The organism is Hyphococcus luteus, assembly GCF_002943565.1.
GTDB classification, from domain to species: domain Bacteria; phylum Pseudomonadota; class Alphaproteobacteria; order Caulobacterales; family Parvularculaceae; genus Hyphococcus; species Hyphococcus luteus.
Genome location: NZ_PJCH01000015.1, coordinates 640,511 through 661,328, shown reverse-complemented (window position 1 = coordinate 661,328; position 20,818 = coordinate 640,511). Strand labels below are relative to the sequence as shown.

The window sequence follows — 20,818 nt, the reverse complement described above, 5'->3', positions numbered from 1 at the left end:
GAACGCTCATAGGCGGCGCATATGTCCGATGAAAACACCAAATGCGCCGTTGTCGCCGTGATCGGCGCGCCGAACGCGGGCAAGTCGACGCTCGTTAATGCGCTTGTCGGCGCGAAGATTTCCATCGTTACGCAGAAGGTGCAGACGACGCGCGCGCGCGTGCGCGGCATCCTCACCGACGGCGCAACACAGCTCGTCTTTATCGACACGCCGGGCATTTTCGCGCCGAAGCGCAAGCTCGACCGCGCCATGGTCGCCGCCGCCTGGGAAGGGCTTGAGGGGTCCGACATCACGCTGATGATGATCGACGCGCCGGGTTATCTTGCGGGCGAGACCGAGAAAGGCGCGGCGGGCAAGTCCCGCGCCGACGCCGAGCGCATCATCGAGGGGCTGAAGGCCGCGAACCGCAAGGCGGCGCTGGTCCTCAACAAGATCGACGATATCGCCCGCCCGAAACTGCTGGCGCTGGCGCAAGATCTGAACGAGGCCGGCATATTCACGGACGTCTTCATGATTTCCGCAAAGAATGGCGACGGGCTCGGCGATTTGAGAACGTTCCTCCTAGAAAAAGCGCCGGCGGGCCCGTGGCTCTATCCGGAAGATCAGCTCTCTGACATTTCCGACCGGCTGATGGCGGCGGAGGTGACGCGCGAAAAGCTGTTCCTGCGCCTGCATCAGGAACTGCCCTATGACTCCACCGTCGAAACCGACAGTTGGAAAGAAACCAAGTCGGGCGTGCGCGTCGACCAGACGATTTATGTGGCGCGCGACAGCCAGAAGCCCATCGTTCTTGGTAAGAACGGCCAGACCCTCAAAGCCATCGGCCAGGCCGCGCGCGAGGAACTGACCGACATTCTCGGGATCCCCGTGCATCTGTTCCTCCACGTCAAAGTCCGCGAAGGCTGGGACGAGGAGGGGGCGCGGCTGAGGAGTATTGGGCTCGATAGCGTGGAGTAGCGGAAGCTTTCCATCTGCGACTCTCCACGGCTTGCCCGTGGAGTCCATTACCTGTTCCAGCTCTATGCGTTATGCTTTCGATTTCGCGCATTGTGCGTGACGGGAAATGGATCCCACGCTTAAAGCGTGGGAAGGCGACTGTGGATGGTGAGCGCGTCATAATGAGCAAGAAATGAACTTCACTGATGTCGGCATCGTTCTCGACGCGCGCGCCCATGGGGAGACCCATGCGGTGGTGGACGTCTTTACGCAAAGCCATGGCCGCTGGGCGGGGCTCGTTTATGGCGGGCAGGGCAAGCGCATGCGCCCGCTCTTGCAGGCGGGAAACGAAGTGACGCTCGAATGGAAAGGCCGCGGCGAAGATTCGCTCGGCCATTTTTCCCTGGAAATGTCCCATGCGCGCGCGGGCGAGGCCATGGGCGAGCGCCTGTCGCTCGCCGCGCTCTCCGCCGCCTGCGCCGTGGCGCTCGCGACCCTGCCCGAACGCGAGGCGCACGCCCGCGCTTACACGGCGATGGCGGTGCTGCTCGCCAATCTCGACGACATCGAGGTCTGGCCGGCGCTGATGGCGCGTTGGGAGCTGGGATTGCTGGCCGAGCTCGGCTTTGGACTGACCCTCGACCGCTGCGCGGCGACGGGCGCGCGGGAGAACCTTGTCTATGTCTCGCCGCGCTCGGCCTGCGCCGTGTCGGCGGAGGCGGGCGAGCCTTATAAGGATAAGCTCTTGCCCCTGCCGGCGTTTTTACGGGGCGCCTCGAGTGAAGCGAGCCCGAAAGAAGCCATCGACGCGCTCGCCACCACAGGGCATTTCATCGAAACCCGCATTCTGCATTTATCGGACAAACAACTGCCCGAAGCGCGGATGAGGATTGTCGAATTATTGAAGGGAAGGTTGTGAAACCGACCTCGCAATGAGCAATTCTCATTGCGAGAGAGGCAAGCGCGACCGCGCGCCCGCAGCGAAGCGAGGATCGCATGGGCGTAAGGCCCATGCGCAAAAGAAGATTTACATCAACACCAGCTCGGCATGGAGCGCGCCGGCGGCTTTCACCGATTTCAGGATGTCGATGAGCTCGCGCGGGCCGACGCCGAGCGCGTTGAGGCCCTCGATCAAGTCGGAAAGCGAGACGTTTTCGTCGACTTCGGCGATGCGCCGTTCGGAATTGGTGTCCACCTCGATCGTCGTGTCCGGCAGGACGATGGTCTCGCCCTTGCGCGAAAACGGGTTGGGCTGGGAGACGAAGGGCGTTTCCTTGACCGTGATGGTGAGATTGCCTTGCGTCACCGCGAAGGTCGAAATCTTGACGTCGGCGCCGAGCACCACGGTTCCCGATTTCTGGTCGATGACGATGCGGGCCTTCTGTTCGGGCCTTACGCGAATATTTTCGATGCGCCCGATCATGTGCACCGGGCTGTCGACCATGGCGATTTCGATGGTGCCGGGATCGAGCAGTTTCGCCACCGGCTTGCCGAAGGCGTTGTTGATCGCGGCTTCGACGCGCGTCGCCGTGGTGAAATCCGGTGAGCGCAAGGCAAGGCGCAGCGTCTCCATTTCTTCGAAATTGAAATCGATCTCGCGTTCGACGCGCGCGCCTTGCGGAATCGAGCCGGTGGTCGGCGCGCCGAAGGTCACCGAGGCGCCGTCGCCTTCCGCGGAGAACCCGCTGGCGAGGACCGGGCCTTGCGCGACCGCGTAGATCTGGCCGTCGCCGGCGTGGAGCGGCGTCATGATCAGCGTGCCGCCAAGAAGATTGCTGGCGTCGCCGATGGCCGAAACCGTGATGTCGATCTGCGAGCCGGCGCGCGCGAAAGGCGGCAGGGTCGCAGTGACGACCACGGCGGCGACATTGCGCGGACGGAAATCCTCGCCCTGGACGTTGACGCCGAGCCGTTCGAGCAGGCTCGACAGCGCTTCTTCCGTATAGGGAGAATTGCGGACGCCGTCGCCCGTGCCGTCAAGGCCCACGACAAGCCCGTAGCCGACGAGATCGTTGCCTCTGACGCCTTCGATATTGACGATGTCTTTCAGGCGCACATCCGCGGCCGCGTCGGCGCAGAAGACAAAGCCGGCGAGAAGGGCGGCGAGGAATATTTTCAGATGCTCAAACATTTTTTATCTCAAATAATTGGAGAGCGAGAGGAGGGAGATGCGCGACGTCATGAGGTAGGCCGCGTCAAGCTGCGCTTCGTATTGTTTCAGGCGCGTGGCGGCTTCTTCCGGATCGCGCGCCGTGTGTTCGTTGTACGTGGCGCTGAGCGCCGTCGCTTCGGCTTCAAGGCGTTCGTCGGCGGCGGCGATGCGTTCTTCCGCGGCGCCGATGCGCGCGCGAACGCCGACAATATCGTTCGCCGACTGGATCAGCCCGCCGGCGGCGGTTGAGAGCGCTTCTTCGCGTCCGGCGAAACCGGTCTGTTCATTGGCGACCACGGCAGCCGCGAGATTGCGCAACAGGTCGCGTACGGGTTGTTCGTCGGCCTTGGCGCTGTAATCCACAAGCTCGCCGTCGGCGATTTCCGTGCGCGCCGCATTGCCCGCGCCGCCGGTATAGATGTTCGTTTCAAAACCGCCGCCCGGGGCGTTGAAATAGGCGTCGAGATCGGTCTGGAGCTGGGCGTTGTCGGCCGCGCCGGTAAAGATCGCGCGGACGTCGTTGAGCAGCGTTTCGGCGTCCGCCAGCGCCGGCTGGTTCGTGGCGTCGCCGGAGAAAAGGCCCCTGCCTTCGTAACGGCTGTTGAAGGCGGATATCGCCGCTTCAAGCTGCAGCTCAGCTTTTTCCGCGTTGATGGCGATGCTGGGTTCGTTGTTCTGGCCGATGGCGTCGAGAAGGCCGGCGCCGATGGATTCGAGGCCTTCCGTTGCATTGGTCAGGGCGAGCTGCATGGTTTGCGTCCGGCCGAGAACGCGCGCCGCGGCGTCCTGGCGGGCGCGCACGTCGCCGATGGCTTTGTCGAGAAGATGAACGTCGCCGATCCTGGCGCCGAGTTCGCCTTTCATGTCGGCGATGCGCCAGGTCACGGTTTCCGTGCGCGCCTGGGCCGCCTTGGATTTCAGGTCCGCGGCCGCGCCGGTCAGCCGGCTGTATTGGAGAAGCGTGGGAAAACCGTAAGAGGACATGGGTTAGAGCTCCATCAACCGGCTGATCATCTGCTCCACGGTTTGAATGACCCGCGCATTGGCCGAGTAAGCCTGTTCGATGACCAGGAGGTTTTGCAGTTCGGCGTCCGTATCGACGCCGGTCTGCATTTTTTCGGCCTCATAAAGGCTTTGCGACAGCGCCGTGGCGGCGATTTCCTGATCGGCGGCGTGGCTGCGCGCGGCGCCGGCGAGAGAAGCGAGATGCGCCGCGCCTTCCGAGGCGTTCAGATCGCGGGAGGATTGCAGCCCGGCTTCGCCCGGGCGCGTCTGCGTCATCGCGTCGATCATGGCGCGCAAGGTGATGTCGGAGCCTGCGGCCGCCGGCGTTGCGGCGTTGACGCCGTCGCGCATGCGCCAGGCGGCGCCCCCTTGTGCGGGATCGACCGCGGCGTTGAGTTCAAGGCGACTGGCAAGGCCGGTGATGGTCAACACATCGGCCGCCGCGCCGTTGTCGGTGAAGACCCCGGGATCGCCGGGAGCGAGCGTCGCGTCGACGGCCGGGTCGGCGAAGCGGCCGACAAGGTCGAAAGCAAGCGCGTCGAGCGCGCCGGACATCTCCGGCACGGCGGTGTCGCGCACATTGAAAAGACCGGCGATGGCGCCGCTGGAAAGATTCTGACCGCCGGGACCGCCGGGCGTGATGTCCTTGCCTTCGACGGAAAGACCGGAAAGCGCGCCGGCGCCGCCGTTATATTGCATGCCGTCGCTGACATTGGCGACGCTCGTGAACTCCACTGTGCGCGCCGTGCCGGCGAGCAGGAAAACGCCTTCCGGCGTCATCAGGTCGACCTTGCCGTGGTCGCGCTGAAGCTCGCGCACCGGGATCGATTCATTGACCTTGTTGATCAGCAGCTGGCGCTGGTCCTCAAGCGCCGCGACATCGGCGCCGGAGGCGTAGCCGCGGCTGATCGAATTGTTGAGGTCTTCGATTTTCTGAAGCGCGTCATTGACGCCCGCGACGCGTTCGCCGATTTCCTTGTCGGCGTCAGCGCGGATTTTCTGATAGCTCGAAGAAATCTTGTTGAACGCGTTGGCGAGATCGTTCGCCGAAGAGACGACTTGCTGCTGCAGCGGCGCCGAATCCGGGGTTTCGGCAAGCGCGCGCAGGGAGGATTCGAGGCTGGCGTATTTCTGGAACAGCGACGAGGCGTCTTCCGGTCCGCCCAGAAGGTTCGATATGCGCGTCATGGCGTCGGCGTTGGCGCCGCTATAAGCGAGGTCGGCGTCTGCGATCCGGCGTTCATAAGCGATGGCGGGATCGCTCGCGCGCGTAACCCCGGCGACGGTGACGCCGGCGCCCTGACCGCTGACGACGCGTTCGGCTAACGAGATTTCGCGGCGGCTGTAGCCTTCGGTCAGCGCATTGGCGATGTTGTTCGACGTGACGCCGGCCCGCCGCGACGTCGCAGTGAGGCCGGAGGTCGCATTCGAAAGCGCCTGGGAGATTGTCATAAAGACGGCCCCTCGTGCCTACGCCTCGCCGGCGCGCTTACCTGATGATGTCCGTGGTTTCCTGAAGCATTTCATCGACCGTCTGGATGATCTTGGCGTTCGATGAATAGGCGCGCTGCGTCTGGATGAGGTCCGTCAATTCCGACGCGATATCGGTGGTCGATTCCGCAAGCGAATAGCCCGAGGTTGTTCCCACAGGGCCGTCGCCGGCGTCCCAGAAATAAACATCGCCGGACTCTTGCGTGATCGAGAAGGCGGCGTTGCCCTTGGCGGCGAGGCCGGAATAGTTCGGCACGTCCGCGACCGGGATCTGATAGATCGTGCGGCGGAAGCCGGTGTCGTAAACAGACTCCAGAAAACCGCGATCGTTGATCTCGATTGAGTTGAGCTTGCCGATCGGCGCGCCGTCCTTGCTGACCGAAAGCGGCGAGAAGCTGTTGGAAAGCTGGGTCAGCGGCGAGGGCTCGGTGTTGTTGCCGACGAAGAGATTGATGTCCTGCGTCGCCGCCGCGACGGTGAGGTTGCCGGTCCCGGCGTCGTATGTCGCGCCGGCGCCGGCGGTGACCGAAGCGATGGAGCCGCCCGATCCGGCCGTATCGTCAAAGGTGACGGTGAAAGTTGCAATCGGCGTCAGCGGGTCCGTGGCGTCGTCATAGACATCCACGCTCCATTCGTTCGACGCGCCGCTTGCCGGCACGGTCGGGGTGAATTCCAGATTGAGCGTCTGCGAGCGGCCGAGCGTGTCGTAATATTCAATCGGCAGATCGTAAGGCGTGCCCGCCGCGCCCGCTTCGGTTTCCGTCGCGGGCAGGTTGACGCCCAGCGTGATGTTCTGGGTCGGCGAGGCTGCGTTCTGATTGAGATTGACGCGCACAGGCTCGAGCCCGGTTGATGAATCGCGCGGCGGCGATTGCACATTGCCGTTCACATCCGCCGGCCAGCCCATCAGGTAAAGGCCGCTTTTCGTGCGCAGATAGCCTTGCTCGTCCGTATAGAAAGACCCGGTGGAGGTGAGCATGAGCGAACGGTCGCCGGCGCCGGCGCCGATGCTTCCGACATCCGTAACCGGAAGCATGCCCTGGCCGTCTACGGAAATATCCGTAGAGCTGCTCGTTGAGATCAGAGAGCTTTTCGCGCCTGCGTCGCGATAAGTCAGCGCGCGCACGCCGCCTGCGGAATAATCGCCATTCGTCTGGGCGAGAACCATGTCCGCGAATTGCGTTTCGGCGCGCTTGTAGCCGTTGGTTTGCGAGTTCGCGATATTGTCGGAAATGGTGCCGAGCTTAACGGCGTTGACGGCGAGCCCCATAACCCCGGCGTTAAGCGATGACGAAATCCCCATGTCGATCTCCAGTCGGAAAAAATTTTATTACTATTGTCGATTTTATCGCCAAGCCGTTTAAAGAAGCCCTAATAGAACAGAGGCTTTTAAAGTTATTTTCGCGTCAGCAGCGTTATGGCGATGCGCCGGTTCTGCGGCGCGAGCGGATCGTCGGCGAACGGTTCGGTCGCCGCCTTGCCGGTGACCTGAACGATTTGTTTACCTGTAATGCCGTTGGCGATGAGAAGGCGGCGCGCGGCGAGCGCGCGGTCCGTGGACAATTCCCAGTTCGTGTAATCGGCGCTGGCGGAGAAGGGCTTGGCGTCCGTGTGGCCGACAATCGCCATGTCGTTCGAGACGGTGGCGAGGACCGGTCCGACGACTTCGATCAGATCGTGCAGCAGCTGCGAGGGGGTTGACGAGCCGAGATTGTAAAGCGGCTCGCCGTCCGCATCCACAAGTTCGATGACAAGGCCGTCGGGCGTCATGCGGGTGTGGATGTGCTCGGCCAGTTTGTCCTCGAGCGCGCCGACCGTTTCGGCGTCGATCCGGTTTTGGACGTCCGCAAGATCGGCGGGGCCGCCGCCGGCTTCCTCCGCGATCATTTTCGCAAAGCGCGCGCGTTCGTCCGCGCCGTCGCCAGCGCCGAGTTCGTCATCCATGCCGCGGCCTTCATGGGCGCCGTTGAGGTCGAATTCGTCGCTGTCGCCGTCCTTTTCGAGGACTTTGCTTTTGGGAAACTCGTTATCGGATCCCGCCCGGTTCGACACGGCGCTGTCTTCGGAAAAGACCGACTCGCCGTTAAGCGCCCCGTTGCCGCCGCCGGAAATCCGGCTGATCGGGATCGACGGGTTGAAATAGTCGGCAAGGCCCTTGCGCTGGTCTTCCGTGGTGGCGTTCAACAGCCACATCAACAGGAAGAAGGCCATCATTGCGGTGACGAAGTCGGCATAGGCGACTTTCCAGGCGCCGCCATGATGGCCGCCGCCTGCGATCACCTTCTTTTTCTTGATGATGATCGGCGCTTCGCCTTTGCCCCGGCCAGCCATTTATCCCGCCCGCTTGCATCGATATCAGTTGGTTAACCGAAACACCTTTCCGCGGGTTTTACGCGTTTACGCAATTTATAGCTATTCATGGTTGAGATGGCCCTAATGATTGCAGACCACACTTCGTGAAACCGGGCGCGCATGAGCGACGAAAAGAACACCATCATCAAACGCAAAATGGCCGCGGCCGGACGCGATCCGGGCCCGCTGCATCTGGTCGCCGATCTGTCGGAGCGCATGGGCGGGGCCGGCGTCGGCGCCTTTACGGAATATTTCGGCGAGAAATGCCAGCTCGGCGGCGGCGACGCGCCGTCTTTCGCGGCTTTGGGAGAAGCGCTCGCGCCTTATGCGTCCGCCTCCGCGATTTATCATTTCCGGCATATCTCGGGCGGGGATTTCGTCGTCGTCCTTGACGCGGACACGTCGCTGCGCGCGGCGGGCTGGTCCTTGTCGGAAACGCGGGAGCTTCCCGATCCCAAACCGGAAACGGTCAGCGCCATCGACCGGCGCCTCGCCAAACGTCTCGCGATCCGCACGGCGGAACTGATTTTCGAAAAGGACGACAAGACCGGCGTCGTCAAAGGCGGGGTGGAGCTGATCGCCAGCGGCGACGATCCGCGCCGTTTCGACTTCGCCGGCGACGACCAGAAAGTCGTTTGCGCGCGCTATGACGTGGAGACGCTGGAAGCAGAAGCGCTCGGAAGCATCCGGGTGTTCGCGGCGGAGAAGCTGACCGTCGCCATGCGCGATTATTACGCAAAGACCATTCCGCTCGCTGAAGAGAAGTGGAAACGCGACCTCATGAAGCTTGCGGCGATGTCGCCCGTCGAGATGCGCACTTCGCTGGCGGAGCAGGACATTCCCCTCGGCCTGTTGATGAACTTGCAGCCCGGCCAGGTCGTCAATCTCGGCATGGCGACGATCGATGACGTGAAAGTCCGGCCCGTCCTGCAAACGCAATCGAAGCTCGAACTTGCCGGCGCGCTCGGCAATCGCGACGGCGCGCGTGCGCTGAAAATCGGCTCGATCGCCTATTAGCCGTCCGTTCTCCGCCGGGCGTGCATTCAAGCCTTTGAAAACACTCCTGTTTGACGATCACGGCGGGGCCGGGCAAAGTCCTCCGCAACGATTCCAGTCAGAGGGTGTTTTTCCATGATTTTCCGTCCTACCGCCGCATGCGCGGCGCTCGCCGTCTTTGCACTCGCCGCCTGCGGGCAAAAGAGCGAGGCGCCGGCGCCGTCCCAAGAAGAACCCGCCGCCGAAAGCGGCGACGTGCAGATCGCGCCGATCGACGAAGCGGATTTGCGCGAACGCATTGCAACGCTAGCCTCCGACGAATTTGAAGGCCGCGCGCCGGCGACCGAAGGCGGCATGAAGACCCGGGAATATCTGATCTCGGAAATGAAAGAGATCGGCCTCGAGCCCGGCAATGGCGATTCTTACGAACAGGAAGTGCCGCTCGTCGAACTGACGGTCGACCCGGAAGCCTCAAGCCTTTCGATCAATGGCGAGACGCTCGAATATGGGCCGGAGGCGATGTACTGGACGAAGCGCGTCAAAGAAGATGTCTCCTTCGAAGACAGCGACGTCGTCTTTGTCGGCTATGGCGTCGTCGCGCCGGAATATGGCTGGAACGATTACGAAGGCCTCGATGTCGAAGGCAAGACCGTGATCATTCTGGTCAACGATCCGGGTTACGCAACCGAAGACCCGGAACTCTTCAACGGCCGCGCCATGACCTATTACGGCCGCTGGACTTATAAATATGAAGAGGCGGCGCGCCAGGGCGCGGCCGCCGCGCTGGTCGTCCACCAGACCGCGCCCGCCGCTTACGGCTGGGGCGTCGTCGAGGGAAGCTGGGCCGGACCGCAACTCGATCTTGAGCGCCCCGACGGCGGCGCCGGACGCGTCGCCCTCGAAGGCTGGATCCAGGAACAAACCGCGCGCGATCTTTTCGCTGAGGCCGGGCTCGATTTCGATGAGGCGGCGGCGTCCGCCCATGAGAGCGGTTTTGAAGCGATCCCCATGGAAGGGCTCAAGGCCTCGGGAACGCTCAAAAACACGATCCGCCGTTCGAATTCGGCGAATGTCGCCGGCGTCATTCCGGGAACCGAACATCCGGAAGAATATGTCCTCTATATGGGCCATTGGGACCATAACGGCGTCGGCGCGCCCGATGAAAACGGCGACAATATCTGGAACGGCGCCGTCGACAACGCCACCGGCGCGGCGGGCATTTTGTCCATCGCCGAGGCCTTCATGAACTCGACGCCGAAGCCGAAGCGCTCGATCATGTTCCTCGCGGTGACGGCGGAAGAGTCGGGGCTTCTGGGCTCGGCCTATTTCGGCGAAGATCCGCTCGTGCCGTATTCCGAGATCGTCGGCGGGATCAATATCGACGCGCTTTTGCCGTCGCCGGCGGCCAAAGACATCATCGTCATCGGGTACGGCGCCTCGGAGCTTGAAGACCTCCTGAAGAAGGCGGCCGACAAGCGCGGCATGTATCTAAGACCCGACGCCGAGCCGGAGAAGGGCTATTTCTACCGCTCCGACCATATTTCGCTCGCCAAGAAAGGCGTGCCGATGCTCTACGCCGACAGCGGCGTCGATCTCGTCGAGGGCGGCGAGGAGGCGGGGCGCGCGCTCGCCGAAGATTACGTGACCAACCGCTATCACAAGCCGTCGGATGAATATTCCGAAGACTGGAACTTTGAAGGCATCCTCAACACCTTCAATATTCTTACGGAAGTCGGCGCCGATATGGCGTATACGGATATCTGGCCGAACTGGTATGAAGGGAACGAGTTCCGCGCTCTGCGCGACGCGCAGATGGCGACGGAATAAGCGCCGCCATATCTCTCCCCGCGGGCGCGCAACGCCAGGTTGATCGCGCCTGCGGGGTTTACATCTTCCATGATGAATTCTTCGCTGAAACCCGCTTTCGGTGCGTAGTTATCCACGGGTTTCAAGACGGCTTTATAGTTCTCTTTGCTGTCATCGCGCGCGCTGCAACGCGAAGCGTTGCTGTGCTGATGCGCGATCCATGATTTTTGCGTTGATGGCGCGTCATGGTTTCCGGGTTCGCCTGCCGGCGCCGCCGCCCCGGGATGACAGCGAGAGGAAGGAGCAGAAAATCGCGTGGAACAATTTACCGCAAATGGCGCCAAATCGGCCCGAAAGCCAGCAAAGACGCCGAAAAAAAGAAACGCGGCAAGCGGTTTACGCAAATTGTTTCACGCCGCCGTCGTCGTCGATCAGCGACGCGATTTCGTCGAGCGTGCGTTCGGTGTTGGAGGGGGCGCCCTTTTTGTGCAGGCGGCCGAAATAGCCGTTGATCCCCGTATGCGTCATGCCGTCGAGGGGATGGATGTCGATGCGTCCTTCGCGTCTGGCCGCATTCCAGTCGGAATAGGCGGCGGCGGTCCAGCGGTCGGGAAACATGAGCGCGCCGAAGCGCTCCACATTATCGAGGCTTCCCACGATGTGGTGCAGCTTGCGCACATATTTCAGCCCCGGATCGGAGGCGAGCACGCCGCCGACGGAGATGACGTCGACGGGCGCGCCGAGGCGTGCGGCGAGGAACGGCGCCGCCCCGACCGCGACCTGCGCCGCGCCGGAATAGGCGATGACGGTGATGGGCGCGCCGGCGCCCCGCGCATAGTCGTTTTTCAAAAGCGCTGTTTCGATAACGTTCGCCGCGCCTTGGTTGAAAATGGGGCCGTAGCGGTGATCGGCGGAGACCATGACCTGGAAGATGTTGCGGAAATTGATCAGCCGGTAAAGAAACTTCGCCCGCCCGTGCATGCGCAGGAACTGGACCCGCCGCCAGAGCTGTTCGAAAAGCCGCGGCGAGGCGAGCAGCGGCTGGCCGCTCGGGGAATAGGGAAAGACGTCGCTGACAATGACCGCGTCCGGAAACCGCTTTTGCAGTTTGCGGATGAACGCCTTTTCCCGCGGCAAGAGGAACTTGCCGGAGATCGAGGCGACGCCGGAAAGGTAGACAATGTAATGCGTGTGACGATCCGGCGCGTCCGCCGCCGGGCCCGCCTCGTCGCCAAGCTCGTCTTCGGTCCAGCCCGCCCACCAGGAGAGGGTTTCGAGCGGCGACAGCGCCGCCGTCAGCGTCAGAACGAAGAGGCCGAGCAGGAGCCCCGAGACAAGCACGTCGGTGATCATGCTTTGCTCCCGGGCTTCAGCCGGCGCGTCATGTCGTCGATGATCTGTTGCGGCGTCTTGTCGAGGGGCGAGCCCGAGACGAGCACGCGCACGCGGCCCAAAGGTTTCGCGAGCAGATGACCGAGATAGGCGCGCACGACATAAGAGACCGCCCAGCCCGCGCCGCCGCAGAAAAGCGCGGCGGCGAGCGGCAGGCCGAAGCCGGCGTGAAGGCCGAAGACCGCGAGCACCATGGCCCAGGCTTCGAGGACATGGCCGAGGGCGAGGCCGAAATAGGGCGCGATGGAAAAAACGCCGAAAAGCCGCGGCGCGAAAGCAAGCGAGACGACGCCGACCACCCCGGCGATTTCGTTCGGCGTGAGGACGCCGAGCCGGGTGAGCGGCGAAACGGCGATGGCGAAAAGCGCCCAGGCGAGCGCCGTCAGCACATAAGACGCGCCGGTGAAGGCGAGGCTTGCAAGGAACCGGTAGAGCGCCACGCGGTTGATGACGAGAATGACCGACTGGCCGAGCATTTCCGACACCCCGGCGAGAAATGCGATAACGAGCGCCGCCGTCTGCGCCTCGCCGGAGGCGGCCGCCCGGGCGAAGGCCTCAGCCGAAAAGCCGAGCGCGCCCCCGGCCAGCTCGAGGACCAGCAGCGGAAAGGCGAAAAGATCGGCGAGAAAGGCGAGCATGAAAGCGGGATAGCCGAATGCGCCGCTGTGGAAAACCATGGAATGCGCCGGAGGGGCTCAACAGGCTGGCGGGAGCCGCAGACTCTGCTAGAGACGGGGCTATGAGCAAGTCCAAGACCAAAACCGCCAAAACGCAAAAGCCGCCCAAGCCTGAGGAGATTTTCCTCGAGCCCTTCGACGAGGCCTTGTCCCAGCGTTATCTCGCCTATGCGCTCTCGACCATCACCTCGCGGGCGCTCCCCGACGTGCGCGACGGGCTGAAGCCGGTTCACAGGCGCATTCTTTACGCCATGCGCCAGATGAAGCTGAACCCCGCGGGCGGTTTCAAGAAATCGGCGAAGGTCGTCGGCGAGGTGATGGGCAATTTCCACCCTCATGGCGACCAGGCGATCTATGACGCCATGGTGCGCCTCGTTCAGGATTTCTCCGTGCGCGTGCCGCTGGTCGACGGGCAGGGGAATTTCGGCAATATCGACGGCGATAACGCCGCGGCCATGCGCTACACTGAAAGCCGTCTCACCGAAGCCGCGCAATTGCTGCTCGACGGCATCGACGAAGACACGGTCGATTTCCGCGAAACCTATGACGGCGAAGGCAAGGAGCCGTCGGTGCTGCCAGCGGCGTTCCCGAATCTTTTGGCGAACGGCGCCAACGGCATTGCGGTCGGCATGGCGACCTCGATTCCGCCGCACAATGTGGCCGAGCTCATCGACGCGAGCTTGCATCTCATCAAGACGCCGAATGCGCGCACCGAAACGCTGCTCAAATATGTGAAGGGCCCGGACTTTCCGACGGGCGGCGTGTGCATCGAGGATGCGGCCTCCATGGAGGAAGCCTATGCGACGGGCCGCGGCGGCTTCCGTTTGCGCGCGCGCTGGGAGACGGAAGATCTCGGCCGCGGCAAATATCAGATCGTCGTCACTGAAATCCCTTACCAGGTGCAAAAGTCGAAGCTGATCGAAAAGATCGCCGAGATGATGCAGGCGAGAAAGCTCCCGGCGCTCGCCGATATTCGCGATGAAAGCGCCGAAGACATCCGCCTCATCCTCGAGCCGAAATCCGGCAATATCGAACCGGCGGCGCTGATGGAGTCGCTGTTTAAGGCGACGGACCTTGAATCGCGCATGTCGCTCAACATGAACGTCCTCGGCGCCGACGGCGCCCCGCGCGTCATGGGGCTGCGCGAAGTGTTGCAGTCCTATCTCGATCACCGCAAGGAAGTCCTGCAGCGGCGCACAAGATACCGCCTCGACAAGATCGAAAAGCGGCTCGAAATTCTCGACGGCTTCCTCATCGCCTATCTCAATCTCGACGAGGTGATCCGCATCATCCGCTATGAGGACGACCCCAAAGCGGAATTGATGAAGACCTTCAAGCTTTCGGAAACGCAGACCGAGGCGATCCTCAATATGCGCCTCCGGTCTTTGCGCAAGCTTGAGGAAATGGAGATTAAGACCGAGCACAAGGATCTGAAGGCCGAACAGAAGGCGTTGAAGGCGCTGATGAAGTCCGACGAAAAGCAATGGGCGAAAATCGCCGACGAGCTGAAAGACGTCAAAAAGACGTTCGATCCGAAATCGGCGCTCGGGCGGCGGCGCACTGACATCGCCGGCGCGCCGGAGATCGAAGACATCGACCTTGATGTTCTCGTTGAAAAAGAGCCGGTCACCGTGGTCGTTTCCGAAAAAGGCTGGGTGCGGACGATGAAGGGGCACGTCGAGGACGCCAAGTCCATCAAATACAAGGAAGGCGACCGCGAAGGCTTCGTCGTGCATGCCCAGACCAATGACAAGCTGATGCTCTTCGCCACCAATGGGAAATTCTACTCCCTCGATGTGGCGGGTCTGCCCGGCGGGCGCGGCCATGGCGAGCCGATCCGCCTCATGGTCGATATGGGCAATGACGACGCGGTGGTCTCGGCTTTTCTTTACGAAGGCGGGCGGAAATTCCTCGTCGCCTCGTCGTCGGGCCACGGTTTCATCGCGCCGGAGGACGAGTGTCTTTCGAACACGCGCAAGGGCAAACAGGTCTTGAACGTGCCGGCGGGCGCGGAAGCCGCGGTCTGCCGCCCCGCACCGGATGAAATCAAGAAGGACGACATGGTCGCCGTCGTCGGCGACAACAAGAAATTCCTCGTCTTTCCCGCCGACGAGTTGCCGGAAATGACCCGCGGCAAGGGCGTCGTCCTGCAGAAATATCACGATGGCGGGCTTTCCGACGCCAAGCTGTTTTCGAAAAAGGAAGGGCTCACCTGGACCGACCGCTCGGGCCGCACGCAAACCGTCGAAGACTGGAAGCCTTATCTCGGCAAGCGCGCTCAGGCCGGGCGCATCGCGCCGAAAGGCTTTCCCACATCGAAGAAGTTTGGGGCGTAAGCAGTAAATCGTCTTGGTGGAAACGATTATTGCGAGGCCTTGGCGTTTTCGGTCGAACCTTCGGGTGCGTCAAAATTCCTCTTGGAGAATTGCTGCGGCGCAATGAAGCTTGGCTCGGCGGAATTGATTCCGCATCGCGCAGCGGCGTCAACATCCGCTGCACCTCAAGGAGACAATAATGACGAGAAATCGAGTTGGCGCCGCCATCCTCATCGCGCTGGTCGTCGGCATGGTGATGACCGAATATGCGATCGCGCACCACATCATCCCGTCGCCCGGTCATGCGGCTGCTCCCGCGCCGGCGGACGCGGCGCAATAATTTCGGCTCGCTGGCGGGCTTAGCCGTTCGCCGCCTGCTGCCGCGCTTTCACCGCCGCCGGTTTGGTCTTTGTTTGCACCTGCCCGGCGTTTAACGGCGCGACTTTTTCATTTACGGCCTGTCCGTTCATGGCTTTCGGCGGCGCCTGTCTTGCTTGGGTCTGCTGTGCTTGAGGGGGCTGTTTTTTCGCTGCGGGCGCAGCCGGTTTGGGTTGCGGCTGTGCCTGTTGCGCAGGCGCTTTCGCCTGGGGTTTTGGCGCATTCGCCGCCGGGCCGGGCTTTGCTCCCGGTTTTTGAACGATCTGTTTTTGTGCGGCCTGCTTTTGAACGCGCGCAGTTTGGGTTTGCGGCTTCCTGACCGGTTGTTGTTGAGCCGGCTGTTTTTGCACAACAGGTTTTCGCCCAGCGCCGGCTTTTGGGGCGGGCGCGGCTTTCGCCTGCGCCTGTTTGCTTCCCTGATTGCCGTGAAGGCTGCTCATCAGCCGTTGTTGTTTATGCTCGGCGCGCACGCGCGAGGCTTCTGAAAGACGCGCCTTCGCAAAACTTGAAAACGCCCGGTAATGTTCGGCGTTGAGGAAAATCCGCTTCGGCAGGGGCACGGCGTAATCCGCCATGATCACGAGATAGGACGTAAGGCGGCATTCGAGAAATTGCTGGACGCCCTGCCATTCGACCGCTTCGGTGACGCCGTTGCGGCTGATAAAGAGCCCGCTTTTGGAAAGGGTGACGACCGTTATTTCCGTTTGCGCGAAAGGCCATTTTTTGTCTTTGCGCAAAGGATGAGCGGGCCCGCGGAAAAACCGCGCATTGGCGATGAAGACGCCGGCGGCTGCGAAGGCGGCGGCGAAACCGATCGCGGCGGCCGCAAGGTCGAACGCGCGGAAGGCCGTATAAAGCGCTGCTGCGGCCAGACCGGCGAAAACGAGAAACAAAAAGGCGGGCCACGGACGCCACTGCGCGAAGCCGCGCAAGAGGCTCGTGACGCCTTCGCGCTGGCGGTGATAATGGGCGCGATATTCGGCGAGATCTTCCGGAAAGCATTCAAAGCTGACGCTGAGCGGCTTGGCGTGCACCGCTTCGTCGAATGACAGATTGCTTTTGATCGCCGCGCCATGGTTCTTCAACAGCGTTTCCAGAAGGTCTTTTTGCTTGATGACGTTTTTCGGCAGGAATTCGAAAGATCCGTCATATTTCCAGAAGATAAGATTCGTTTTCGCATTTTCGATGCGGTCGATCGCCGACCAGGCGACTTTCTTAAGCGCCATGGGGCTTTTGATAACGAGAAAATTTTCGGTGAACTGATAGTCGAAGCGTCCGATGGTGAGGCCGTTTTTCAGGCGCGCCTGGCGTTTCGCTTTGTCGAGCGCGCGCCGCGCCTTGTAAACGCCGACAGCGGCGATGATTGAAAACGCCATGACTGCGATGGAAATAACGAACGTGATGAAGTCCGGCGTCGGCGCGCGCAAAAGCTGCGCGAAGCTTGCGGCGAGCGGCGCCGCGCTGCTTTCGGCGATTTCAGTGAAGGCGCGCCAGGCGGCGAAGCCGGCGCTGAAAAAAAGCGCGGCGAGTAAAGCAGCGGTTCCGGCAAGGCTCATGCTTGCCCGCGTGATGCGTTTTCTCACGTCGCGCTGAAGATTGGCGATGTCCTGCGGGTCTATATCGGCGCGTATGCTCAAGGCGGCGTTCCTTATGGAAACGCTGCATAGCTAGCCTGCAACCGTCAAACGAGCCGTGAAACAAAAGGGTGGGATTTGCTTAAAACCGGCGCAATCGCGCGGGGGCTCATGTGTTCAGGTTCGATAAATTTTTAAAAAGGCGTCGACGGCGCGTTTGATCTTTTCCTTGCGCCCTCTGGCTTTGCCGCCGTCGTCAGCAGCAAGGAGCGCGGCAAGCTGGTCGGCGCCTTTGACGAGCCCTAGAAACTGTTGTGCGGCCTCGGCGGGGTCGTCGATTTCGAGACGGCCTTTTTTGCACTCGGTCTCAAGATATTCGGCGAGGCGCTGATGCACATAGCCTGGGCCGTTTTCGAAAAACCGGCGCGCAAGGTCCGGAAACTGCTGCGCCTGAGCGATCAGCAGGCGCTGCATCGAAACCCGGCGGGGATCGAGAATGATGTCCTGATAGCGCAGCCCAAGTTCCGTAAGCGCCTCGGCGAGGCTTGCATGCTGACTGGCTTTAAACATCGCGCCCATCAACTCGTCCGCGCCGGAGCGCACAGCCGCTTCGAACAATTCCTCTTTACTGGCGAAGCGCGCATAAACGGTCTGTTTTGAAACGCCCGCCGTCGCGGCGATATCGTCGATCGATACCGAATAACCGTGCTCAAGAAACAGCGCATGCGCCGCGTCGAGAATGGCGGCGTTTTTCGCCGGATCGGGCCGGCGCCCGCGTTTTACCGCTGCGGTCATCAATGTCCTCCCGCCGCCGGCGGCGGCTGTTTCGGCGCCCGCGCCAGGAGCAGCGTCAGCATGGTGAGCGCGCAGGCGAACATGATCAGGCGGATGGTGTCCGCGAAAGCGAGCGTCGCCGCTTCGCGCTGGACCAGTTGCTGCATGAGCGCCAGCGCGGAATTTTCAGGATCCGCCATGCCCTGTTCATGCATCAGCGCCGTAATTCCCGCGAGCCTTTCGGCGACGATGGGACGGCTTGGATCGAGCGAGTCGGCGAGGCGCTGGAAATGAAAGACCGTGCGGTCGGTGAGAATGGTGTTGATGATCGCAAGACCGAGCGCGCCGCCGAGATTGCGCATGAGATTGTAAAGACCGCTGGCGCCTTTCAACTTGTCCTGCGGCAAGGTGCCGAGCGCAATGACATTGACGGCGGACATGACCCACATGATGCCGAAGCCGCGGCCGATTTGCGGCAGGAAGAGTTGCCAGAAGCCCCATTCCGACGTCACTTTCGACATGGCGTAGGTGCTGACGGTCAGGATGGCGAGGCCGGTTCCCGCGATCAGGCGCGGGTCCATTTTACGCGACAGCATGCCGGCGATCGGCGCTGCGATAAACATCGCCGCTCCCGTAACGAACAGCGTCTCGCCGATCTGAAGCGCGCTGAAGCCGCGAACCCGCGCAAGGAAGAGCGGCAGAAGATAAACGAGGCCGAAAAGCGCGATCCCCATGACAAAGGCGATAAGGCTGCCGGCGCTGAAATTCGTATTGCCATAGGCCGTCAGATCGACAATCGGATTGGCGCTTTTCAGCGAGCGCCGGAAAAAGGCGAGGCCGGCGATGACCGCGATGATCGTCAGGTACAGGATGGTCCGGCTTTCGAACCAGTCTTCGCCCGGCGCCTCTTCGAGAATATATTCGATGAGAGCGAGGGAGACGGCCATCAGGGCGAAGGCGCTGAAATCGAACCGTTTCAAGAGCGATAAGTCCGGCTCGTCGAAATCAGCGTAAAGCCAGGTGACGAAAGTGATGATCGTTCCCGGCACGAGATTGACAAAGAAAAGCCAGTGCCAGGAAAGATGTTCCGAGATATAGCCGCCGACCGTTGGGCCAATGGTCGGGGCGAGGGTGACGATAAGGCCGATGGTCGCGGAGAGCGGTCCGGCGTAATGGCGCGGAAACGACGAAAAGGAGAGGGCGAACACGGTCGGAATCATGGCGCCGCCGAGAAAGCCCTGGATCGCGCGCATGACGATCAGGGACTCCATATTCCAGGACAGGCCGCAGCCGAAGCTCGCCAGCGTGAAGCCGCCTGCGGAGACGACGAAAATGATCCGTGTGGAAAGCGCCCGGGAGAGATAGCCGGAGATCGGGATCATGATCACTTCGGCAATGAGGTAAGAGGTCTGGATCCAGCTCACTTCTTCGGGGCTGGCGGCGAGACCCGCCTGAATTTCGGAAAGCGACGCGGCGACGATCTGAATGTCGAGGATCGCCATGAACATGCCGGCCGCCATCACGGCGAAGACGGCGAGCTTGCCGAGGCTCACATAATTCGGGTCGGCGAAAGACGATGTTCCGCCGCCGCTCCCTTGCATGACGCCGACCGCGCTCATCCCGCCGTATTCATTTCCTGCGGCGCGACGGAGATCGGCGGACTTTCCTCAATATGCCGCCGCGGCGAGAACACCGGCGCTTCGCGGTCGCCCGTGCGCGTGTCCACCGAGGCGGTGACGGAAAGGCCGGGGAGGATCGTCACGTTTTCCGGCGCCTCGGTGATGCGAATGCGGATCGGCACGCGCTGTACGATCTTGACGAAATTGCCGGTGGCGTTTTCAGGGGGCAGGAGGCTGAATTCCGAGCCGCTCGCCGGGGAGAAGTTTTCAACCTCGCCGATGATTTCCTCGCCCGGAAAGGCGTCGAGTTCGAGCGTCGCCTTTGCGCCGGGGTAGATGCCTTCGATCTGCGTTTCCTTGAAATTCGCAACGACGTAAACATCGTTCAGGGGAACGAGCGACATAAGGCGCTGACCGGGACTGACGAATTGTCCGTCGCGCGCCGCAAGGTTGCCGACGACGCCGTCGCGCGGGGCGCGCACGACAGTATTTTCTTCGTTCAGAAGGGCTGTCTCATAGAGCGCGTCGGCTTTTTTAAGAGCGGCTTGCGCCTCGTCTTTCTGGGCGCGGGCGACAAGCGCGGCGGCTTTTGCAGCGTCCAGCGCCGCCTCGGCGCTTTCCAGTTTTCCGCTCCAGTTTTCAACGCCGGCGTTCGCCTGGTCGAGGCTCTGGCGGGCGGCGACGTTGCGGTCAGCAAGGTCGGCCGTGCGCTTGCGGTCAAGCTGTTTAAGGGTCAGCTGCGCTTTGGCGGATTTTATGGCGGCGGCGGCGTCGGCTATTTTTGCGTCGGCGAGCGTGATCTGTTGCCGGATGGACTCGAGCGCCGCTTTGCGCGCCGCGACTTCCGCTTCCGCCTGACGACGCGCCGCGGCGTAGTCTTCGTTTTCGAGAAGAACGAGGGGATCGCCCTGGTTCACATAAGCGTTCTCTTCGACCGCGACGCGGGCGATGCGGTTGGCGATTTTCGCCGACACCGTGACGGCGTCCGCTTTCACATAGGCGTTGTCGGTTTCCTGAAAGAAACGCCCGTGAAACGCCCAGCGCGCGCCGGCGAAAAGCGCGGCGGCGCTGAACAAGGCGAGAAAGGCGGCAAGGATGATTTTTCGCATGGGAGCTACGCTGCAAACCGGATTTTCAATATCATACTGGACTGAGTAGTATGAAAAATAGATTGCCGGCGCCAGCATTTCTTGCAGGTCAGCGCAAGCGGGGCGGCGCGAAGTACAGTATTATCTTTAAGATGCTGAAAAAATTAAGAAAAATCATAAAGACGGGCATAGAATTCTGGCTCCCGAAGACGGGATTTAGAGGAATGGCGGCTTTGGGGGCGGCCCAGGGATGGGCGGCGAGG

17 protein-coding genes are annotated in these 20,818 nt (G+C 61.9%); 6 read left to right on the top strand and 11 right to left on the bottom strand.

Going from position 1 to position 20,818, the window contains the following annotated elements; genetic code table 11:
* The first annotated feature begins 21 nt into the window (after positions 1-21).
* Both era and recO read left to right on the top strand, forming a co-directional pair.
* Entirely contained in the window at positions 22-957 is a 936-nt protein-coding gene (era, locus tag CW354_RS19105) for a GTPase Era (protein ID WP_104831654.1), read from the top strand.
* A 172-nt stretch (positions 958-1,129) separates the two neighbouring features.
* On the top strand, positions 1,130-1,855 hold the full coding sequence (gene recO, locus CW354_RS19100; protein WP_104831653.1) for a DNA repair protein RecO: 726 nt from the start codon (positions 1,130-1,132) through the stop codon (positions 1,853-1,855).
* 108 nt (positions 1,856-1,963) lie between these two features.
* On the opposite strand, the gene CW354_RS19095 is transcribed toward recO, so the two are convergent.
* The 5 genes from CW354_RS19095 to CW354_RS19075 form a co-directional block, all read right to left on the bottom strand.
* Positions 1,964-3,067 carry a flagellar basal body P-ring protein FlgI gene (locus CW354_RS19095; RefSeq protein ID WP_104831652.1) on the bottom strand — a complete coding sequence of 368 codons (1,104 nt, stop codon included), beginning with the start codon at positions 3,065-3,067 and terminating at the stop codon, positions 1,964-1,966.
* A gap of 3 nt (positions 3,068-3,070) precedes the next feature.
* Positions 3,071-4,072, bottom strand: a complete 1,002-nt coding sequence (locus CW354_RS19090; RefSeq protein ID WP_104831651.1) for a flagellin — start codon at positions 4,070-4,072, stop codon at positions 3,071-3,073.
* 3 nt (positions 4,073-4,075) lie between these two features.
* Positions 4,076-5,545: a flagellar hook-associated protein FlgK gene (gene flgK, locus CW354_RS19085; protein WP_104831650.1), complete on the bottom strand. Its 1,470-nt coding sequence runs from the start codon at positions 5,543-5,545 to the stop codon at positions 4,076-4,078.
* A 37-nt stretch (positions 5,546-5,582) separates the two neighbouring features.
* Positions 5,583-6,887 carry a flagellar hook protein FlgE gene (locus CW354_RS19080; RefSeq protein ID WP_104831649.1) on the bottom strand — a complete coding sequence of 435 codons (1,305 nt, stop codon included), beginning with the start codon at positions 6,885-6,887 and terminating at the stop codon, positions 5,583-5,585.
* Between the two features lie 92 nt (positions 6,888-6,979).
* A complete protein-coding gene (locus CW354_RS19075; RefSeq protein ID WP_104831648.1) occupies positions 6,980-7,915 on the bottom strand; it encodes a flagellar motor protein MotB in 936 nt (311 codons plus the stop codon).
* Between the two features lie 141 nt (positions 7,916-8,056).
* Between CW354_RS19075 and CW354_RS19070 the strand changes: the two genes are divergently transcribed.
* Both CW354_RS19070 and CW354_RS19065 read left to right on the top strand, forming a co-directional pair.
* Positions 8,057-8,953, top strand: coding sequence for a FliM/FliN family flagellar motor switch protein (locus CW354_RS19070; protein ID WP_104831647.1), 897 nt, complete (start codon positions 8,057-8,059; stop codon positions 8,951-8,953).
* A gap of 114 nt (positions 8,954-9,067) precedes the next feature.
* Entirely contained in the window at positions 9,068-10,759 is a 1,692-nt protein-coding gene (locus tag CW354_RS19065) for a M28 family metallopeptidase (RefSeq protein WP_104831646.1), read from the top strand.
* Positions 10,760-11,134: 375 nt separating this feature from the next.
* Here CW354_RS19065 and CW354_RS19060 read toward each other — a convergent pair whose 3' ends face one another.
* A complete protein-coding gene (locus tag CW354_RS19060) occupies positions 11,135-12,091 on the bottom strand; it encodes a hypothetical protein (RefSeq protein ID WP_104831645.1) in 957 nt (318 codons plus the stop codon).
* Positions 12,088-12,807, bottom strand: coding sequence for a hypothetical protein (locus CW354_RS19055; protein ID WP_104831644.1), 720 nt, complete (start codon positions 12,805-12,807; stop codon positions 12,088-12,090). The genes CW354_RS19060 and CW354_RS19055 overlap by 4 nt, the downstream gene beginning before the upstream one ends.
* A gap of 62 nt (positions 12,808-12,869) precedes the next feature.
* On the opposite strand from CW354_RS19055, the gene parC reads away from it, so the two are divergent.
* Together parC and CW354_RS23555 are read left to right on the top strand one after the other, a co-directional pair.
* Positions 12,870-15,143: a DNA topoisomerase IV subunit A gene (parC, locus tag CW354_RS19050; RefSeq protein ID WP_104831643.1), complete on the top strand. Its 2,274-nt coding sequence runs from the start codon at positions 12,870-12,872 to the stop codon at positions 15,141-15,143.
* Positions 15,144-15,321: 178 nt separating this feature from the next.
* A complete protein-coding gene (locus CW354_RS23555; protein ID WP_165793838.1) occupies positions 15,322-15,462 on the top strand; it encodes a hypothetical protein in 141 nt (46 codons plus the stop codon).
* A gap of 19 nt (positions 15,463-15,481) precedes the next feature.
* Here CW354_RS23555 and CW354_RS19045 read toward each other — a convergent pair whose 3' ends face one another.
* From CW354_RS19045 to CW354_RS19030, 4 genes are all read right to left on the bottom strand, one after another.
* Positions 15,482-17,137 (bottom strand): YcxB family protein, encoded by a 1,656-nt coding sequence (locus tag CW354_RS19045; RefSeq protein ID WP_104831642.1) that lies wholly within the window; start codon positions 17,135-17,137, stop codon positions 15,482-15,484.
* 114 nt (positions 17,138-17,251) lie between these two features.
* Positions 17,252-17,869, bottom strand: a complete 618-nt coding sequence (locus tag CW354_RS19040) for a TetR/AcrR family transcriptional regulator (RefSeq protein WP_104831641.1) — start codon at positions 17,867-17,869, stop codon at positions 17,252-17,254.
* Entirely contained in the window at positions 17,869-19,467 is a 1,599-nt protein-coding gene (locus CW354_RS19035; protein ID WP_104831640.1) for a DHA2 family efflux MFS transporter permease subunit, read from the bottom strand. Before CW354_RS19035 ends, CW354_RS19040 begins: the two co-directional genes overlap by 1 nt.
* Entirely contained in the window at positions 19,464-20,576 is a 1,113-nt protein-coding gene (locus CW354_RS19030; protein ID WP_165793837.1) for an HlyD family secretion protein, read from the bottom strand. Before CW354_RS19030 ends, CW354_RS19035 begins: the two co-directional genes overlap by 4 nt.
* Between the last annotated feature and the right edge of the window lie 242 nt (positions 20,577-20,818).

Coding starts and splice junctions, on each gene's coding strand:
- CW354_RS19055 (WP_104831644.1), bottom strand. CDS start 12,807: ATGGTTTTCCACAGCGGCGCATTCGGCTATCCCGCTTTCATGCTCGCC.
- CW354_RS19040 (WP_104831641.1), bottom strand. CDS start 17,869: ATGACCGCAGCGGTAAAACGCGGGCGCCGGCCCGATCCGGCGAAAAAC.
- CW354_RS19060 (WP_104831645.1), bottom strand. CDS start 12,091: ATGATCACCGACGTGCTTGTCTCGGGGCTCCTGCTCGGCCTCTTCGTT.
- recO (WP_104831653.1), top strand. CDS start 1,130: ATGAACTTCACTGATGTCGGCATCGTTCTCGACGCGCGCGCCCATGGG.
- CW354_RS19095 (WP_104831652.1), bottom strand. CDS start 3,067: ATGTTTGAGCATCTGAAAATATTCCTCGCCGCCCTTCTCGCCGGCTTT.
- CW354_RS23555 (WP_165793838.1), top strand. CDS start 15,322: ATGACGAGAAATCGAGTTGGCGCCGCCATCCTCATCGCGCTGGTCGTC.
- CW354_RS19080 (WP_104831649.1), bottom strand. CDS start 6,887: ATGGGGATTTCGTCATCGCTTAACGCCGGGGTTATGGGGCTCGCCGTC.
- CW354_RS19030 (WP_165793837.1), bottom strand. CDS start 20,576: ATGCGAAAAATCATCCTTGCCGCCTTTCTCGCCTTGTTCAGCGCCGCC.
- era (WP_104831654.1), top strand. CDS start 22: ATGTCCGATGAAAACACCAAATGCGCCGTTGTCGCCGTGATCGGCGCG.
- CW354_RS19065 (WP_104831646.1), top strand. CDS start 9,068: ATGATTTTCCGTCCTACCGCCGCATGCGCGGCGCTCGCCGTCTTTGCA.
- CW354_RS19090 (WP_104831651.1), bottom strand. CDS start 4,072: ATGTCCTCTTACGGTTTTCCCACGCTTCTCCAATACAGCCGGCTGACC.
- flgK (WP_104831650.1), bottom strand. CDS start 5,545: ATGACAATCTCCCAGGCGCTTTCGAATGCGACCTCCGGCCTCACTGCG.
- CW354_RS19075 (WP_104831648.1), bottom strand. CDS start 7,915: ATGGCTGGCCGGGGCAAAGGCGAAGCGCCGATCATCATCAAGAAAAAG.
- parC (WP_104831643.1), top strand. CDS start 12,870: ATGAGCAAGTCCAAGACCAAAACCGCCAAAACGCAAAAGCCGCCCAAG.
- CW354_RS19035 (WP_104831640.1), bottom strand. CDS start 19,467: ATGAGCGCGGTCGGCGTCATGCAAGGGAGCGGCGGCGGAACATCGTCT.
- CW354_RS19070 (WP_104831647.1), top strand. CDS start 8,057: ATGAGCGACGAAAAGAACACCATCATCAAACGCAAAATGGCCGCGGCC.